Origin of the sequence: Microbacterium lushaniae (assembly GCF_008727775.1) — a bacterium.
In the GTDB taxonomy this organism is placed as follows: Bacteria; Actinomycetota; Actinomycetes; order Actinomycetales; family Microbacteriaceae; genus Microbacterium; species Microbacterium lushaniae.
This window is the reverse complement of record NZ_CP044232.1, coordinates 1746655-1763238: the sequence shown is the minus strand read 5'-3', so window position 1 is coordinate 1763238 and position 16584 is coordinate 1746655. Positions and strand designations below refer to the sequence as shown.

Sequence of the window (16584 nt, the reverse complement as noted above, 5' to 3'; positions counted from 1 at the left end):
GTGACGTTACGCCGCGCCTGGGGATCCGGCGTCCGTGCGCGAGCATGGGGCGATGCCCGCCACGTCCACGGATCTCCGCACGCCCACGGCAGCGCAGGCCTCGCACGACCGGACGGCCGCGGCCACCACGACACCCGCCGTCCGCGCGGTGGGACTGGGGCGCACGTTCGCGACCGCGCACGGACCGCGCGAGGTGCTGCGGGGCATCGACCTCGACATCCGCGCCGGTGAGATCGTCGCGATCCTCGGGCCCTCGGGTGCGGGGAAGTCGACGCTGCTGCGCCTCATCGGCGGCCTCGACGCTCCCACCGCCGGCGCGGTGCAGGTCAGCGGCGCGACCGTCACCGACACCGACGAGCGCACCGCGGTGGCGTTCCAGGAGCCGCGCCTGCTGCCGTGGCGCTCGATCGCGCACAACGTCTCTCTCGGTCTGCCGCGGGGGACCACCCCGGGCGACGCCCGAGAGCGGGTGGCCGAGCTGCTGCACCTGGTCGGCCTCGATCACGCCGCCGCCCAGCGGCCGCGCGAGGTCTCCGGCGGGATGGCGCAGCGCGCCGCGCTGGCCCGAGCCCTCGCGCGCGACCCCGACGTGCTGCTGCTGGACGAGCCGTTCGGCGCGCTGGATGCCCTGACCCGCCTGCGGATGCAGGACCTGCTGTGCGAGATCCACGCCGCCCGGCCCACCACGGTCGTCCTGGTCACCCACGACGTCGAAGAGGCGCTGTATCTGGCCGATCGCGTCGTGCTGCTGCGATCCCTGGACGCCGGCTCGGCCTCCGTGGCACGCACCCTGGCCGTCCCCGGCGCCCGGCCCCGCGATCGCGCGGACCGCGCACTGGCCCGCTTGCGTGCCGAGCTCCTCGAAGGGCTCGGCGTCGACACCCACCCCCGCCCCACCCCCGAGGAGAACCGATGAGCCCCGTCATCCGCCGCGCCGTCCCCGCGATCGCCCTCGCCGGCGCGATGATGCTCGCCACGACCGGATGCCTCGCCGGTGAGCGGGCCGGCGGGGCCGGCGCCGCGCCTGCCGGCGGCGGCCAGAACGACTGGTCGGCCGCGACGCTGTCGATCGATTTCGCGACGTACAACCCGCTGAGCCTCGTCGTGAAGGACCAGGGACTCATCGAAGACGCCCTCGGCGAGGACGTCACGGTCGAGTGGGTGCAGTCGGCCGGCTCGAACAAGGCGAACGAGCTGCTGCGTGCCGGGTCGCTCGACGTGGGGTCCACAGCGGGGTCGGCCGCTCTGCTCGCCCGCGCGAACGGCTCGCCGATCCAGGTGATCGACGTGTACTCGCAGCCGGAATGGTCGGCGATCGTCGTCCCTGCCGAAAGCGCGATCACCTCCGTCGCCGATCTGCGGGGTGCGACGGTGGCCGCCACCGCCGGGACGGATCCGTACTTCTTCCTCCTCCAGGCCCTCGAGGCCGAGGGTCTGTCGATCGGTGATGTCGAGGTGCAGAACCTCCAGCACGCCGACGGCAGAGCCGCTCTGGAGGCCGGCTCCGTGGACGCGTGGGCGGGTCTTGACCCGATCATGGCCGCCGCCCAGGTGGAATCGGGGGCGAGGCTGGTGTACCGCGACGTCGACTTCAATTCGTACGGCTTCCTCAACGCCACCGAGGAGTTCATCACCGAGCACCCCGACCTCGCCCAGGTCGTCGTGGACGCCTACGAGCAGGCCCGCGCGTGGGCGATCACCCACCCCGAGGAGACCGCCGAGCTGCTCGCCGAGGTCGCCGGCATCGACATCGCCGTGGCGACCACGGTCATCCAGGAGCGGACGAACCTCGACGTCGACGGCGTCCCCGGCCCGGCTCAGCGCGACGTGCTCGGCCGGATCGCGCCGGTGCTCGTCGACTCCGACGCGGTCTCCGGCGGCCGGGCCGCCGTCGACGCGGCGCTGGAGAGCATCATCCACCCCGACTTCGCCCGCACCGCGACGGAGTCACGATGACCGCGCCCGCCGTGGCGACCGCCGCGGCGGGCACTCCCCGCGCGCCGCTGAGCCGGCGCCGGGGCGTGCGGATCGCGGGCGGGATGCTGCTGCCGCTCGCGGTGCTGGCGGTGTGGCACGCGGTGACCGCGTCCGGTCTCGTCCCGCCGTATCGGCTTCCGCCGCCCGCGGCGGTCGTCGAGGCGGCGGTGCAGCTCTCCGAGAGCGGGCAGCTGTGGCTGCACATCGCGATCTCCGTGCAGCGCATCCTGCTCGGCTTCGCCATCGGTTCCCTGGCCGGCCTGATCGTCGCCGCGGTGGTGGGGCTCACGCGCCTCGGCGACGTCCTGCTGACGCCGTCGCTGGCGGCACTGCGGGCGATCCCGTCCCTCGCGCTCGTCCCCCTGCTCGTCCTGTGGATGGGGATCGGGGAGGACTCGAAAGTGACCCTCATCGCCATCGGCGCCTTCTTCCCGGTGTTCACGACCGTCAGCTCCGCGCTCGGGCACGTCGACCCGCACCTCGTGGAGATGGGACGCACCTTCGGCCTGCGCGGCTGGGCGCTGCTGCGGACCGTCGAGCTCCCGGCGGTCGTGCCTGCCGTCGTATCGGGCCTGCGCCTGGCGCTGGCGCAGTCCTGGCTGTTCCTCGTCGCCGCCGAGCTCGTGGCCGCCGCCATGGGTCTGGGGTTCCTCCTCACCGACTCCCAGAGCACGGGGCGGGTGGATCGCATCCTCCTGGCCATCGTGCTGCTGGCCGTCCTGGGGGCGGCGACCAATGGTCTCGTGAGCGTCGCCCAGCGTCGCCTTCTGGCCCGGTGGACGTGAGTCGGGAGCGGCTCGCAGCCGATCCGGCGTAGAATGAGGGGATGCGTGTGCGCGCACCGCGCGTCGGCACACCGAAGATCTCCGCGGACGCGCGTCCGCGACACCCCATCCGCCACCCTTCAGGAGGACCTCCCATGGCCGGAACGAACCAGGGCATCATCGATCCCCCCATCGACAGCCTGCTCGAGAAGGTGGACTCCAAGTACCAGCTCGTGATCTACGCCTCGAAGCGTGCGCGTCAGATCAACGACTACTACTCCGACCTGCACGAGGGAAACCTCTTCGACAACGTCGGGCCGCTCGTGGACTCCACCGTCGAGGACAAGCCGCTGACGATCGCGCTGCACGAGATCCACGAAGACAAGCTGCGCCTGCGTCACGCCGAGTGACCCCACGCCGGGCCTGAGTCGCCCCGGTCGGCTGTCCGCCGCCCGGGGCATACTCGTGCCCGTACCCGATCCACCCGACTTCGGCCTGCGCCCGAGGGAGCACCCATGACCGAGCTGCGGCTGTTCACCTCCGAATCCGTCACGGAGGGGCACCCGGACAAGATCTGCGACCAGATCTCCGACAGCATCCTGGATGCGATCCTCGCCGAGGACCCCACCGGACGCGTCGCGGTCGAGACCCTGGTGACGACGGGCCTCGTGCACGTCGCCGGCGAGGTCTCCACGAGCGCGTACGTCGAGATCCCCGCGATCGTGCGGGATGTGGTCAACCGCATCGGCTACACCTCGAGCGAGACCGGCTTCGACGGCGAATCGTGCGGGGTGAGCGTGTCGATCGGCGCGCAGTCCTCCGACATCGCCGCCGGCGTGAACAAGGCGTTCGAGCAGCGCGAACGCGGCTCGATCGACCCGCGGGACGAACAGGGCGCCGGCGACCAGGGCATCATGTTCGGCTTCGCCACCACCGAGACCCCGCAGCTCATGCCGATGGCGAGCTGGACCGCGCACCGGATGGCCGAGCGCCTCGCCGACGCGCGACGCGACGGGCGCCTGCCGTTCCTGCGGCCCGACGGCAAGACGCAGGTGACCCTCGGGTACGACGGGCAGACCCCCCGCACCGTGGAGTCGGTCGTGCTGTCCACCCAGCACCACCCCGACATCTCCCAGGAGGAGCTGCGCGCACTCGTGCGGGCCGAGGTGATCGAGCCCGTCCTGGCCGACACGGGCCTGGACCTGCCCGACGTGAAGTACTACATCAACCCCGCCGGGCCGTTCGTGGTGGGCGGGCCCAAGGGCGACGCAGGCCTGACCGGACGCAAGATCATCATCGACACCTACGGCGGAGCCGCCCGCCACGGCGGCGGCGCGTTCAGCGGCAAAGACCCCTCGAAGGTCGACCGCTCGGCGGCGTACGCGATGCGCTGGGTCGCCAAGAACGCCGTCGCGGCGGGCCTGGCCGACCGCCTCGAGGTGCAGATCGCCTACGCGATCGGCAAGGCGAGCCCCGTGGGGCTGTACGTCGAGAGCTTCGGCACCGGGCGCGTGCCCGACGAGTCGATCACCCGGGCGATCCTGGACGTGTTCGACCTGCGCCCCAAGGCCATCATCGACTCACTCGACCTGCTGCGGCCGATCTACGCGCAGACCGCCGCGTACGGTCACTTCGGCCGCGAGCTGCCCGATTTCACGTGGGAGCGCACCGACCGCGTCGACGAGCTGCGCACCGCCGCCGGGCTCTGACGTGCATCCGCTCGGCGGGGCGAGCACATGACCGCCCGACGCGTCGCGCGAGTGCTGCTGGATTCCCCCCTGCCGCAGCTGGACCGGCTGTTCGACTATGCCCTCCCCGACGGTGTGGAGGTGGAACCCGGCGTGCGCGTGCGCGTCCCGCTGCGCTCGGCGGGCCGGCTGATCGACGGTTTCGTCGTCGAGGTCGATGACGAGGACGACGGCGATCGGCCGCTGTCGATGCTCGAAACGGTCGTCTCCACCGTGCCGGTGCTGCCGCCCGCGCTGTACGCGCTGGCCCGTCGCGTCGCCGATCGCGCCGCCGGCTCGGCCGCCGACATCCTGCGACTGGCGATCCCCAAGCGCATGGTCCGCGCTGAGAAGGCGTGGCTCGCGGTCGGCCCGCCGCCACCGCCCGCCCTCGACGCGGACGCGCTCACGCGCGCCGATGCGGTGCTGGGGGAGTACCCCGAGCTCCTCGCCGGCGTCCGGGCGGGGGAGCGCATGGTGGTGGATGCTCCGCCCCGGCCCGCTCGCGACATTCCCGCCGGGGCGTGGGCCGTGCTGCTGGCGGCAGCTGCCGCGCGCGAACTGGCCGACGGCCGCAGCGCGATCCTCGTCGTCCCCGACTACCGCGACCAGGCGCAGCTGGAGCGCGCACTGGCGGCATTCGTGCCGCCGGAGGCGGTCGTCCGCGACGATTCCGACCAATCGGGGCCGGCCCGATACGCGCAGTTCCTGCGCACGCTCGCCGACGCACCCTGCATCGTCATCGGACGCCGGTCGGCGGTGTATGCGCCCGTGCGCGCCGGGTTCGTCGCGATCTGGGACGACGGCGACCCGCTGCTGTCGGAGCCGCTGAGCCCGGGTGTGCACGCCCGCGACGCGGCCCTGGTGCGGCAGGAGCTGGAGGGCTCGGCGCTGCTGTTCGCCGGTCACACCCGCACGACCGACGTGCAGCGTCTCGTGGACGTGCGCTGGGTGCGCGAGATCGCCGCCGCCCGCCGCACCTCCCCTCGGGTGGTGCTGAGCGCGACCCGCGAGGGGGAGCGAGGCTCGCGCGTGCCCTCGAGCGCGTTCCAGGCCGCTCGCGAGGCCGTCGCGCACGGCCCGGTGCTCGTCCAGGTCTCCCGTCCCGGGTACGCGCCGTCGCTGGTGTGCGCGGAGTGCCGGCGTCCGGCGCGGTGCGCGGCGTGCGCGGGGCCGCTGCGCGCGGCGCGTGCGGGCGCCGTCCCCACGTGCGCGTGGTGCGGGCGCGCAGCCCACGGGTGGACGTGCGCGCACTGCCAGTCGGAGAAGGTGCGGATGGCCTCATCCGGCAGCGAGCGCACCGCCGACGAGCTCGGACGCGCCTTCCCGGGCGTGCGCGTGATCGTCTCCGACGGCGCGCATCCCGTCGCCGAGGTCGACGGCCGGCCCGCCCTGGTGGTCGCCACGCGCGGCGCCGAGCCCTTCGCCCCCGGCGGGTACGCCGCGGTCGTCCTGCTCGACGGCGAGCGGATGCTGCTGTCCGAAGCCCTCCGCATCGGCGAGGACTGCCTGCGCTGGTGGTCCGACGCCGCCGCCCTCGCGGCCCCGGGCGCACCGGTGCATCTCGTCGGCGTCACCGGCCCCGTCGCCCGTGCCCTGGCCACCTGGACGCAGGCGGCCTACGCCCGCAGCGAGCTGGCCGAGCGCGCGCCGCTGCACATGCCGCCCGCCGTGCGGCTCGCCTCGGTGGAGGGCCCGATCCGCGCCGTCGATGCGACCCTGGCCGAACTGCGCGCGGAAGTGCCCGACCTGGGCCCCGACGCGATCCTCGGTCCGGTCGCGCGGACGAGCTCACCTGACACGCCCACCGCACGCGCCCTCGTGCGATTCGACTACGCCACCGGGCGCGCCGTCGCGGAGAGCCTGCGGGCGGCCGTCGTCGCCGATGCCGCACGGGCGCGTGCGCGCACGCGCGGGAAGGGCACCCCTGCCCGCAATACACTCAGAGTCCGGTTCGACATCCCGGAACCGGACCTGTGAGGAGAACCATGCGCCTCGTCTTCGCCGGCACGCCCACGGCGGCCGTCCCCTCCCTGCGCGCCCTGGCGGCAGGGCCGCACGAGGTGGTCGCCGTGCTCACGCGCACCGACGCCCCGCTCGGCCGCAAGCGCGTGCTCACGCCGTCGCCGGTGGCCCAGGCCGCGGCCGACCTCGGCATCGACGTGATCAAGGCCGACCGGCTCGACGCCGACGTCACGGAAGTCGTGGCCGCACTCGCCCCCGACCTCGGCGTCATCGTCGCCTATGGGGGACTGGTGCGCGAGCCGCTGCTGTCCACGCCCGCGCACGGATGGATCAACCTGCACTTCTCGCTCCTCCCGCGCTGGCGCGGGGCGGCTCCCGTGCAGCGAGCCCTCATCGCGGGCGACGACGTGCTGGGCGCCAGCGTCTTCCAGCTGGTCCCCGAGCTCGACGCCGGACCCGTGTTCGCGGAGGAGGCGTCGCCGGCCGGAGACCTCACCGCCGGTGAGGCACTGGAGGCTCTCGCCGTCTCGGGCGCCGACCTGCTGGCCCGCGTCGTCGACGACATCGCCGCCGGCCGCGCGGCCGCCGTCCCGCAGGTCGGAGAACCCACCTTCGCCCCCAAGCTCACCCTCGCCGACGGCGCGATCGACTGGACGGCGGATGCAGGCAGCATCCTCGCCCGCATCCGCGGCGTGACCCCCGAACCGGGTGCGCACACCACCGTCGACGGCGCCCGGCTCAAGATCGTGCAGGCCGCCGCCGCGCCGGACGATGCCGCCATCCTTCCCCCGGGGAACTCGCCCTCGCCGACCGCCGCGTGCTCGCCGGGACGGGCACCCGCCCCGTGCATCTCGTCGCGGTTCAGCCCGCAGGTCGCGCCGCCATGGCCGCCGGCGACTGGTGGCGCGGCCTCCGGGCCGAGCGTCCGCGGGTGGGATCGTGAGCGTGCAGGGGGCGCGGCGGGTCGCCTACGACGTCCTGCGCGCCGTGGATGAGGCCGACGCGTACGCCAACCTCCTGCTTCCGCACGCGATCGAACGCGTCGGGCTCGATGCGAAGGACGCCGCCCTCGCGACCGAGCTCACCTACGGCACGCTGCGCCGGCGCGGCACCTACGATGCCGTGATCGCCCTGGCCGCCGACCGCAGCGTCGACGACATCGACCCGCCGGTCCGTGACGCGCTGCGCCTGGGCGTGCACCAGATCCTGTCCACGCGCGTGGCCTCGCACGCCGCCGTCAACGAGTCCGTCGAGCTCGTGCGCCGCGCCGGCGGGCGGAGCGCGGCGGGTTTCGCCAACGCCGTGCTGCGGCGGGTGGCGCGCGAGACCCCCGGCTCGTGGCTTCAGCGCGTGGGGGAATCCGCGCGCTCCAACGACGAACGCATCTCCCTCGCCTCCTCGCATCCGGTGTGGATCATCCGCGCCTTCCGCCGCGCGCTGGCCGCCGAGGGTCGCGCGGACGAGCTGGACGACCTGCTCCTGGCCGACAACGCCGCGCCGCGCGTGACCCTCGCCGCCCTCCCCGGGCTCGCGCCGGTCCCGTCCGACGCGCCGCGGGGCAGGTACTCGCCGTACGCGTTCCCCTTGGCCGGCGGCGATCCCGACGCCGCCGTCTCGGCCAGCGGCGGGCGCGTCCGCGTGCAGGACGAGGGATCGCAATTGGCCGCCCTCGCCCTCAGCCGCGCCGGCACGGTCCGGCCGGGGGAGCGGTGGCTGGACCTGTGCGCAGGGCCCGGCGGCAAGACCGCCCTCCTGGCGGCGGAGGCGCTCACGGCCGGCGCGACCCTGGAGGCCAACGAGCTCGTCCCCGCGCGCGCGGAGCTGGTGCGCCGCTCCGTCGCCGCGGTGCCGCTGGAGGTCCCCGTCTCCGAGGAGGACGGGCGCGTCCGCGCCGCCTCCACGCCCGGTGCGTACGACCGCATCCTCGTCGACGCGCCCTGCACGGGCATCGGTGCTCTCCGGCGCCGCCCGGAGGCCCGGTGGCGCAAGACCCCCGCCGACGTCCCGCCGTTGGCGACGCTGCAGCGCGAGCTGCTGCTCGCCGCGGTGGAGGGCCTGCGGCCCGGCGGCATCGTCGCGTACGTCACGTGCTCGCCGCACCTGGCCGAGACCGCCGGCGTCGTCGCCGAGGTGCGCCGCGAGCTCGGCGACGCCGTGGAAGAGCTCGATGCGCGCGCCGTGCTGCGCGAGGTCTCGCGGTCGCCGATCGACCTGCCGGATCAGACCGACGGGTCCGGGCGCGCGCAGCTGTGGCCGCACCGCCACGGCACGGATGCGATGTCGATCGCGCTGCTGCGCAAGCGGGCGTGAGGCGTGACCATAATGGAGCGGTGACCCCCACCCGCGAGTCCGGCGCCGTCCGGATCAACCCCAGCATCCTCGCCGCCGATTTCGTGAACATGCAGTCCGAGCTCGCGCGCATCGCCGGGGCGGACTTCGTGCACGTGGACGTCATGGACAACCATTTCGTCCCCAACCTCACGTTCGGTCCGCAGATGGTCGGGCGCATCCAGGACACCAGCCCCGTGCCGCTGGACGTGCACCTGATGATCGACGAGCCCGAGCGCTGGGCGCCCGGGTATGCCGAGCTGGGTGCGGCCTCGGTCACCTTCCACCTGGAGGCCTCCGCCGAACCGATCACCCTCGCGCGCAAGCTGCGCGCCGCCGGCGCGCGCGCGGGGGTCGCGATCAAGCCGGACACGCCGGGGGAGTCGCTCTACGACGTGCTCGACGAGTTCGACCAGGTGCTGGTGATGACGGTGGAACCCGGATTCGGCGGCCAGTCCTTCCGCGAGGAGACGATGCCCAAGCTGCGCACGCTCGTGGACGAGGCGCGCCGGCGCGGATCGGCGGTGTGGTTCCAGGTCGACGGGGGGATCTCCGAGTCGACGATCGCCCAGGCCGCCGAGGCCGGCGCCGACACGTTCGTCGCCGGATCCGCCGTGTTCGGCTCCGACGATCCGGACGCCGCGATCGCGCATCTGCGCAGTCTCGCCCGCCGCCACCACACCGGGCCCTGACCGGGAGGCGCGCCAGGTTCGATACTCTGGCTGAGTGAAGACGTTCGACGCCCTGTTCGCCGAGCTGAGCGCCAAGGCCATCGAGCGCCCCGCCGGCTCGGGCACCGTCGCGCAGCTGGATGCGGGAATCCACACGATCGGCAAGAAGGTCGTCGAAGAGGCCGCCGAGGTGTGGATGGCGGCGGAGTACGAATCCGACGACGCCACGGCCGAAGAGATCTCCCAGCTGCTCTACCACCTGCAGGTGCTCATGCTCGCCAAGGGCCTGACCCTCCAGGACGTCTACCGACATCTCTGAACATCCCTCGCCGGCCCGTTCACCACTCCCACGAAAGCCCCGTCATGCTGCGCATCGCCGTGCCGAACAAGGGCTCGCTCGCCGACACCGCCTCCGAGATGCTCTCGGAGGCCGGTTACACCGGCCGGCGTGACCCCAAAGACCTCCATGTGATCGACCCCGCGAACGAGGTCGAGTTCTTCTACCTCCGCCCCCGCGACATCGCCACCTACGTCGGCTCCGGCGCCCTGGATGTCGGTCTCACCGGCCGTGACCTCCTGCTGGATGCCCGCATGCCGGGGGCCCGCGAGATCGAGGCGCTCGGCTTCGGCGACTCCACGTTCCGCTTCGCCGGCCCGCCCGGACGCTTCACCGAACTCGCCGATCTCGAGGGCACCCGCGTGGCCACGGCCTACCCGGGCCTGGTCGACGGATTCCTCGACGAACGCGGCATCGCCGTGGACCTGGTCCCGCTGGACGGGGCGGTCGAATCCGCCGTGCAGCTGGGCGTCGCCGACGCCGTCGCCGATGTGGTGTCCACGGGCACGACGCTGCGCCAGGCGGGGCTGGAGATCTTCGGTCCGGCGCTGCTGGAGTCCGAGGCGGTGCTCATCGCCGGTCCCCGCGAGGTCGAGGGCACCGACACGCTCCTGCGGCGCCTGCGCGGCGTGCTCGTGGCCCGACGGTACGTGCTCATCGACTACGACCTGCCCGCGCGGCTGGTCGACGACGCCGTCGCGGTGGCACCGGGGATCGAGTCGCCGACCATCTCGCCGCTGCGCGATCCGGAGTGGGTCGCGGTGCGCGTGATGAGCCCCCGCCGCGGCGTGAACCAGGTGATGGACGCGCTGTACGCCATCGGAGCCCGTGCGATCCTCGTGACCGAGATCCACGCGGCGCGGCTGTGAGCGCGGAGGCCCCCACGATGTCCCTCGCCCGCCGCGTCATCCCGTGCCTGGATGTGGCCGCCGGGCGCGTGGTCAAGGGCGTGAACTTCGAGAACCTCCGCGACATGGGCGACCCGGTCGAACTGGCTCGCCTCTACTTCGATCAGGGCGCCGACGAGATCACGTTCCTGGACGTCACCGCGACCGTCGACGAGCGCGCCACGACGTACGACGTCGTGCGGCGCACCGCGGAAGAGGTCTTCATCCCGCTCACGGTCGGGGGCGGCGTGCGCTCCGCCGACGACGTCGCCCGGCTCCTGGGCGTGGGTGCCGACAAGGTCGGCGTCAACTCCGCCGCGATCGCCCGGCCGGCGCTGGTGGATGAGATCGCCGACCGGTTCGGCGCACAGGTCCTCGTGCTCTCCCTCGACGTCAAGCGTTCGCGCGCCGCCGAGTCCGGTTTCGTCGTCACGACGCACGGCGGACGCACCGAGACGTCGCTGGATGCCCTGGCCTGGGCGCGCGAGGCCATTGCGCGCGGGGCCGGCGAGCTGCTGGTGAACTCCATCGACGCCGACGGCACGAAGGCGGGATTCGACCTGGAACTCGTCGCGCTCATGCGCGAGGTCTCCAGCGTCCCCGTCATCGCCTCGGGCGGTGCGGGGGCGCTCGAGCATTTCGCCCCCGCCATCCACGCGGGCGCCGACGCGGTGCTGGCGGCATCGGTGTTCCACACCGGCGCGCTCACCGTCGGCGATGTGAAAGCGGCTCTGGCCGCGGACGGGATCGAGGTGCGGCGATGACCGACAGCGTGGAAGAGCGCATCGCGCGCGTGGCCTTCACCCCCGAGGGTCTCGCGCCGGCGATCATCCAGCAGTGGGACTCCGGCGAGGTGCTCATGCTGGGGTGGATGGATGCCGAGGCGCTGCGCCGGACGCTCACCAGCGGCCGCGTGACCTTCTGGTCGCGGTCGCGGCAGGAGTACTGGCGCAAGGGCGACACCTCCGGGCACATCCAGCTCGTGCGCGGCGCGCGCCTGGACTGCGACGCAGACGCACTGCTGATCCAGGTGGAGCAGGTCGGCCCGGCCTGCCACACCGGCACCCGGACGTGCTTCGACGCCGACGACCTCGATCCGGTGGCGGACGCGACGTCATGATCCGGCGCGCGCGCCTCATCGCCGTCGTCGCCACCCTGGCCGCGGGGGCGACCGGCGTCATCTCGGCGACCCAGACGTGGCTCACGGTCGTGCTCGCCGACGGATCCGCCGAGCCGCTCCTGGTCCCCGGGGCCGCGGCCCTTCCGGTTCTGACCCCCCTGAGCCTCGCCGCACTCGCGCTGGGGGCGGCGCTGTCGATCGTCGGCACCGTGGTGCGTGTCGTCTTCGGGGCGATCGGGCTCGCGATCGCGGCCGTGCTGGGATGGCTCTCAGCGGTCGTCGCCTTCGCGCCGCCGGTCACGGCGGTCGCCGCCACGGTGAGTGCGGCGACCGGGATCTCGGGCGTCGACGGCGTCGGGCGCCTGGTGGAGAGCATCGCCCCCACGCCGTGGCCGGCCCTGACCCTGGCGGCCCAGGTGGTGCTGGCGGCGGCGAGCGTCTTCACGATCGTCACCGCGCGCCGGTGGCGCAGCGGCGCCGACCGGCGATACCGCACGACCCCGGGGCCCGCGGGCTCACGGCCTGCCGACGCGATCGACTCGTGGGACGACCTGTCGCGCGGCGAGGACCCCACGCGCTAGTCCGGCCGCGCCGGTTCTCGGAGGCGCCGGAGGCACCGATAGACTTGCACGGCACACGACACGCCGTGCCCGCACCCGAAGGAGACCCATGAGCAGCAACATCGGCGACCCCGGTCACGGACACTCGCCGGCCGCGTGGACGGCCGTGACGATCATGCTCGCCGCGATCGCGATCGGGACCACCGCGTTCTTCTTCGACCTCCAGTGGCTCGTGTGGGCCTCCGCCGCTCTGGTCGTCGTGGGGTTGCTCGTGGGCTGGGGCATGGCGAAGGCCGGCTACGGCGTGGGCGGCGCGAAGTACACCCCCAAAGAGCATTGAACATGCTCGCCGACCTCACCGCCGGCGCCGTGGAGGACGCTTCGCAGCGGTCCCTCATCCGGCCCCAGGCCGAGGTCGAGCGTGCCGCGCTGAGCCAGGCGCCCGCGCGTGATGCGCTCGCGGCACTGGCCCCGGCCGACCGGGTCCGGATCATCGCGGAGGTCAAGCGCGCGAGTCCTTCGCGCGGCGACCTCGCCGACATCCCCGACCCCGCGGCACAGGCGCGGCTGTACGAGGAGGGCGGGGCATCCGCGATCTCCGTGCTCACCGAGGGGCGCCGGTTCAAGGGCAGCCTCGCCGACCTGGAGGCGGTCAAGGCCGCCGTTTCGGCGCCCGTGCTGCGCAAGGACTTCATCGCGACGCCGTACCAGGTGCTGGAAGCCCGGGCGGCCGGCGCCGACCTCGTGCTGCTGATCGTGGCCGCGCTCGAGCAGCGCGTGCTGGCGGAGCTGCACCGACTCGTCCTCGATCTCGGAATGACTCCACTGGTGGAGACCCATTCCGCCGAGGAGGCCGCGCGCGCCGCCGACATCGGAGCGCGCCTGGTGGGCGTCAACGCCCGCGACCTGTCGACCTTCGCGCTCGATCGCGATCTGTTCGGCCGGCTCGTCGACCGCCTGCCCGCCGACGCCGTCAAAGTGGCCGAGTCGGCGGTGCTGAGCCCCGACGACGTCGCGCACTACCGCGCAGCCGGCGCCGACGCCGTGCTGATCGGGGAAGCCCTGGTCACGGGCGACCCCGTCGCGACACTCCGTGCCTTCCTGGGAGCATCCACATGAGCCTACGTTCGGAAACCGGCCCGTTCTTCGGGGAGTTCGGCGGTCGCTACATGCCGGAATCCCTCATCGCCGCGATCGACGAGCTCACCGCCGTCTACGAATCGGCCATGGCCGATCCCGCCTTCCTGGCGGAGTTCCGCAGCCTGCTGCACAGCTACGCCGGCCGTCCCTCGCCGATCACCGAGGTGCCGCGCTTCGCCGAGCATGCCGGGGGCGCACGCATCTTCCTCAAACGGGAAGACCTCAATCACACCGGCTCGCACAAGATCAACAACGTCCTCGGCCAGGCGCTGCTGACCCGTCGGCTGGGCAAGACCCGCGTCATCGCCGAGACCGGCGCCGGCCAGCACGGCGTCGCCACGGCAACGGCCGCGGCGCTCTTCGGCTTCGAGTGCACGATCTACATGGGCGAGGTCGACACCGAGCGCCAGGCGCTCAACGTCGCGCGGATGCGGCTCCTGGGCGCCGAGGTGGTCCCCGTGCGCACGGGGTCGCGCACGCTCAAGGACGCCATCAACGAGGCGTACCGCGACTGGGTCGGCAGCGTGGAGACGACCAACTACATCTTCGGCACCGCTGCGGGACCGCATCCGTTCCCCGCGATGGTGCGCGACTTCCAGAAGGTGATCGGCGAGGAGGCCCGCGCCCAGCTGCTCGAGGAGGTCGGCCGCCTTCCCGACGCGGTCTTCGCGTGCGTGGGCGGGGGCTCCAACGCGATCGGGATGTTCGACGCCTTCCTGGACGACGCCGACGTGCGCCTGTACGGCGTGGAGGCAGCCGGCGACGGCGTGGACACGCCCCGGCACGCCGCCTCGATCGAGCGCGGGCGACCCGGGGTGCTCCACGGCGCACGCACCTTCGTGCTGCAGGACGAGGACGGCCAGACCGTCGAGTCGCACTCGATCTCCGCCGGCCTGGACTACCCGGGGGTGGGCCCCGAGCACGCGTGGCTGGCTTCCATCGGGCGCGCCGCGTACATCCCGGCCACCGATGACGAGGCCATGCAGGCGCTCCGCCTGCTGAGCGAGACCGAGGGCATCATCCCCGCGATCGAGTCGGCGCACGCGCTGGCGGGGGCGCTGCGCATGGGACCCGAGCTCGGCTCCGACGCCGTGATCGCGGTGTGCCTGTCGGGCCGGGGGGACAAGGACATGGACACCGCCGCGCGGTACTTCGAGCTCTACGACGCGCAGCAGGCCGAGATCGTCAACGTGCCACCGGAAGACGAGGCCGCCAGCGGAGAGGGTATCGAGCTGTGACCTCCCGGGTCGCCGCCGCCATCGACGCGGCGCACGCGCAGGGGCGCGGAGCGTTCATCGGCTACCTGCCGGCCGGGTTCCCCGACGTGCGCACCGGCATCGAAGCGGCCGTCGCGCTGGCGGACAGCGGCGCCGACGTGCTGGAGATCGGGCCGCCCTACAGCGACCCCGTGATGGACGGGGAGGTCATCCAGGAGGCCACGCAGGCGGCCCTGGCGGGCGGCTTCCGGCTGCGCGATCTGTTCCCCGCGATCGCCGAGATCACCAGCCGCGTGGACGTGCCGGTGCTGGTCATGACGTACTGGAACCCGGTCGTGCAGTACGGCGTCGACCGGTACGCCGACGCGCTCGTGGCGGCGGGGGCGGCGGGTCTGATCACCCCCGACATCACGCCGGAAGAAGCGGGGGAGTGGATCGCCGCGAGCAAGCGGACAGGCCTTGACCGCGTGTTCCTCGCGGCTCCCACATCCAGCGACGAGCGCCTGGAGATGATCGCGAAGGCGTCCACCGGCTTCGTCTACACGGTGTCGACGATGGGCATCACAGGGGAGCGTGCCGACCTGGATGCCGCCGCACGCACGCTCGTCGGACGCCTGCGCGCGGCGGGAGCCGAGCGGGCCTGCGTGGGCATCGGCATCTCCACGCCCGACCACGTCGCCGGCGTCGTGGACTACGCCGACGGCGCGATCGTGGGCACCGCCCTCGTGCGGGCGCTGCGCGATCGCGGCTTGGACGGTCTCGCCGAGACCGCACGCGCCCTCGCCGGCGGCACTGCACGCCAGCCCTCGACGCGCTGATCACCCACCGGCCCCGCGCGCCTTAGACTCGAACCCATGACGTTCGCCCCTTCGAGCGCCCTCAGTGGCGTGCTCGGCAGCATCCCGAGCCCCGAGATCAGCTTCATCGAGCTCGGCCCGCTGCGGATCCACTTCTACGCCCTGTGCATCATCACCGGCATCGTCGCGGCGGTGCTGCTGACCAATGCGCGTCTGACCCGCCGCGGTGCCGAGCCGTGGGTCGTCATCGACATCGCCCTGCTCGCCGTTCCACTGGCCATCATCGGGGCCCGGATCTATCACGTGCTCACCCATCCCGGCTTCTACTTCGGCGAGGGCGCGGACGTGTGGGCGGTCTTCCGCATCTGGGAAGGCGGCATCGCCATCTACGGCGCACTCATCGGCGGCGCCGTGGGCGCATGGCTGGGTTGCCGCTGGACCGGTATCCGCTTCTGGACCCTCGCCGACGCGATCGCTCCGGGGCTGCTGCTGGCCCAGGCGCTCGGCCGTTTCGGCAACTGGTTCAACCAGGAGCTGTTCGGTCAGCCCACCGACCTTCCGTGGGGACTGGAGATCGACTCCGACAACCCCGCGTTCCCGGCGGGCCTGGAGCCGGACACCCTGTTCCACCCCACATTCCTGTACGAAGTCATCTGGAACCTGCTCGGCGTGGCGGTGCTCCTGTGGGCCGGCCGACGCTTCCGACTGCAGTGGGGACGCCTGTTCGCGATCTACCTGATCTGGTACAGCGCCGGGCGCATCGTATGGGAGTCGATCCGCATCGACCCGAGTGAGATCTACTTCGGTCTGCGCACCAACGTGTGGGCCGCCATCGCCGGGGTGGTCCTGGGTCTGGTGATCTTCTTCGTGCAGCGGCGCCGTCACCCCGGCTACGAGCCCTCGCCGTACATGCCCGGTCGCGAAGCCGAGGGGCAAGGCGCTGTACAATCGGCTGACCCCAACGACTTCGTCGACGTGAGCGAGCCGCCCGCGACGGAGAATCGCGTCGGCAGCGCCACAAGCACCACCGCCACGAGCTAGGAAACCTTCTGGGCCGACGTCGTCCCATCTTGAGCATCAACGTGAGGACGGAT

Annotated in this window: 18 protein-coding genes and 1 pseudogene; all 19 read left to right on the top strand. The window is 72.9% G+C overall.

Annotated elements, in window-relative coordinates:
* Positions 1-52 precede the first annotated feature (52 nt).
* Complete coding sequence (locus tag F6J85_RS08330; RefSeq protein WP_150924598.1) at positions 53-916, top strand: ABC transporter ATP-binding protein; 864 nt, start codon at positions 53-55, stop codon at positions 914-916.
* On the top strand, positions 913-1956 hold the full coding sequence (locus F6J85_RS08325) for an aliphatic sulfonate ABC transporter substrate-binding protein (protein WP_150924597.1): 1044 nt from the start codon (positions 913-915) through the stop codon (positions 1954-1956). The genes F6J85_RS08330 and F6J85_RS08325 overlap by 4 nt, the downstream gene beginning before the upstream one ends.
* On the top strand, positions 1953-2762 hold the full coding sequence (locus tag F6J85_RS08320) for an ABC transporter permease (protein WP_150924596.1): 810 nt from the start codon (positions 1953-1955) through the stop codon (positions 2760-2762). The genes F6J85_RS08325 and F6J85_RS08320 overlap by 4 nt, the downstream gene beginning before the upstream one ends.
* A gap of 134 nt (positions 2763-2896) precedes the next feature.
* Entirely contained in the window at positions 2897-3151 is a 255-nt protein-coding gene (rpoZ, locus tag F6J85_RS08315; protein WP_135066236.1) for a DNA-directed RNA polymerase subunit omega, read from the top strand.
* A 105-nt stretch (positions 3152-3256) separates the two neighbouring features.
* A complete protein-coding gene (metK, locus tag F6J85_RS08310; protein WP_150924595.1) occupies positions 3257-4450 on the top strand; it encodes a methionine adenosyltransferase in 1194 nt (397 codons plus the stop codon).
* Positions 4451-4477: 27 nt separating this feature from the next.
* Positions 4478-6448 (top strand): primosomal protein N' family DNA-binding protein, encoded by a 1971-nt coding sequence (locus F6J85_RS08305; protein ID WP_150924594.1) that lies wholly within the window; start codon positions 4478-4480, stop codon positions 6446-6448.
* Positions 6449-6456: 8 nt separating this feature from the next.
* Positions 6457-7376: pseudogene (gene fmt / locus F6J85_RS08300) on the top strand (methionyl-tRNA formyltransferase).
* 2 nt (positions 7377-7378) lie between these two features.
* Complete coding sequence (locus F6J85_RS08295; protein ID WP_191906805.1) at positions 7379-8743, top strand: transcription antitermination factor NusB; 1365 nt, start codon at positions 7379-7381, stop codon at positions 8741-8743.
* A gap of 20 nt (positions 8744-8763) precedes the next feature.
* Positions 8764-9453, top strand: coding sequence for a ribulose-phosphate 3-epimerase (gene rpe / locus F6J85_RS08290; protein ID WP_150924591.1), 690 nt, complete (start codon positions 8764-8766; stop codon positions 9451-9453).
* A gap of 34 nt (positions 9454-9487) precedes the next feature.
* A complete protein-coding gene (locus F6J85_RS08285; protein ID WP_150920154.1) occupies positions 9488-9751 on the top strand; it encodes a phosphoribosyl-ATP diphosphatase in 264 nt (87 codons plus the stop codon).
* A gap of 44 nt (positions 9752-9795) precedes the next feature.
* Positions 9796-10638, top strand: a complete 843-nt coding sequence (gene hisG, locus F6J85_RS08280; RefSeq protein ID WP_150924590.1) for an ATP phosphoribosyltransferase — start codon at positions 9796-9798, stop codon at positions 10636-10638.
* 17 nt (positions 10639-10655) lie between these two features.
* Positions 10656-11420, top strand: coding sequence for an imidazole glycerol phosphate synthase subunit HisF (hisF, locus tag F6J85_RS08275; RefSeq protein WP_150924589.1), 765 nt, complete (start codon positions 10656-10658; stop codon positions 11418-11420).
* Positions 11417-11776, top strand: coding sequence for a phosphoribosyl-AMP cyclohydrolase (gene hisI / locus F6J85_RS08270; protein WP_150924588.1), 360 nt, complete (start codon positions 11417-11419; stop codon positions 11774-11776). Before hisF ends, hisI begins: the two co-directional genes overlap by 4 nt.
* On the top strand, positions 11773-12357 hold the full coding sequence (locus F6J85_RS08265; RefSeq protein ID WP_150924587.1) for a Trp biosynthesis-associated membrane protein: 585 nt from the start codon (positions 11773-11775) through the stop codon (positions 12355-12357). Before hisI ends, F6J85_RS08265 begins: the two co-directional genes overlap by 4 nt.
* 88 nt (positions 12358-12445) lie before the next feature.
* On the top strand, positions 12446-12676 hold the full coding sequence (locus F6J85_RS08260; RefSeq protein WP_150924586.1) for a DUF6704 family protein: 231 nt from the start codon (positions 12446-12448) through the stop codon (positions 12674-12676).
* Positions 12677-12678: 2 nt separating this feature from the next.
* Positions 12679-13455 carry an indole-3-glycerol phosphate synthase TrpC gene (gene trpC, locus F6J85_RS08255; protein WP_150924585.1) on the top strand — a complete coding sequence of 259 codons (777 nt, stop codon included), beginning with the start codon at positions 12679-12681 and terminating at the stop codon, positions 13453-13455.
* Positions 13452-14714, top strand: coding sequence for a tryptophan synthase subunit beta (trpB, locus tag F6J85_RS08250; protein WP_150924584.1), 1263 nt, complete (start codon positions 13452-13454; stop codon positions 14712-14714). The genes trpC and trpB overlap by 4 nt, the downstream gene beginning before the upstream one ends.
* On the top strand, positions 14711-15511 hold the full coding sequence (trpA, locus tag F6J85_RS08245) for a tryptophan synthase subunit alpha (RefSeq protein WP_150924583.1): 801 nt from the start codon (positions 14711-14713) through the stop codon (positions 15509-15511). Before trpB ends, trpA begins: the two co-directional genes overlap by 4 nt.
* Before the next feature lie 36 nt (positions 15512-15547).
* Positions 15548-16531, top strand: a complete 984-nt coding sequence (lgt, locus tag F6J85_RS08240; protein WP_150924582.1) for a prolipoprotein diacylglyceryl transferase — start codon at positions 15548-15550, stop codon at positions 16529-16531.
* Positions 16532-16584: the final 53 nt, after the last annotated feature.

Bases quoted from the DNA above. Each gene is read 5' to 3' on its own strand.
- F6J85_RS08330 (WP_150924598.1), top strand. From the start codon at position 53: ATGCCCGCCACGTCCACGGATCTCCGCACGCCCACGGCAGCGCAGGCC.
- F6J85_RS08325 (WP_150924597.1), top strand. From the start codon at position 913: ATGAGCCCCGTCATCCGCCGCGCCGTCCCCGCGATCGCCCTCGCCGGC.
- F6J85_RS08320 (WP_150924596.1), top strand. From the start codon at position 1,953: ATGACCGCGCCCGCCGTGGCGACCGCCGCGGCGGGCACTCCCCGCGCG.
- rpoZ (WP_135066236.1), top strand. From the start codon at position 2,897: ATGGCCGGAACGAACCAGGGCATCATCGATCCCCCCATCGACAGCCTG.
- metK (WP_150924595.1), top strand. From the start codon at position 3,257: ATGACCGAGCTGCGGCTGTTCACCTCCGAATCCGTCACGGAGGGGCAC.
- F6J85_RS08305 (WP_150924594.1), top strand. From the start codon at position 4,478: ATGACCGCCCGACGCGTCGCGCGAGTGCTGCTGGATTCCCCCCTGCCG.
- hisG (WP_150924590.1), top strand. From the start codon at position 9,796: ATGCTGCGCATCGCCGTGCCGAACAAGGGCTCGCTCGCCGACACCGCC.
- hisF (WP_150924589.1), top strand. From the start codon at position 10,656: ATGTCCCTCGCCCGCCGCGTCATCCCGTGCCTGGATGTGGCCGCCGGG.
- hisI (WP_150924588.1), top strand. From the start codon at position 11,417: ATGACCGACAGCGTGGAAGAGCGCATCGCGCGCGTGGCCTTCACCCCC.
- F6J85_RS08265 (WP_150924587.1), top strand. From the start codon at position 11,773: ATGATCCGGCGCGCGCGCCTCATCGCCGTCGTCGCCACCCTGGCCGCG.
- F6J85_RS08260 (WP_150924586.1), top strand. From the start codon at position 12,446: ATGAGCAGCAACATCGGCGACCCCGGTCACGGACACTCGCCGGCCGCG.
- trpC (WP_150924585.1), top strand. From the start codon at position 12,679: ATGCTCGCCGACCTCACCGCCGGCGCCGTGGAGGACGCTTCGCAGCGG.
- trpB (WP_150924584.1), top strand. From the start codon at position 13,452: ATGAGCCTACGTTCGGAAACCGGCCCGTTCTTCGGGGAGTTCGGCGGT.
- lgt (WP_150924582.1), top strand. From the start codon at position 15,548: ATGACGTTCGCCCCTTCGAGCGCCCTCAGTGGCGTGCTCGGCAGCATC.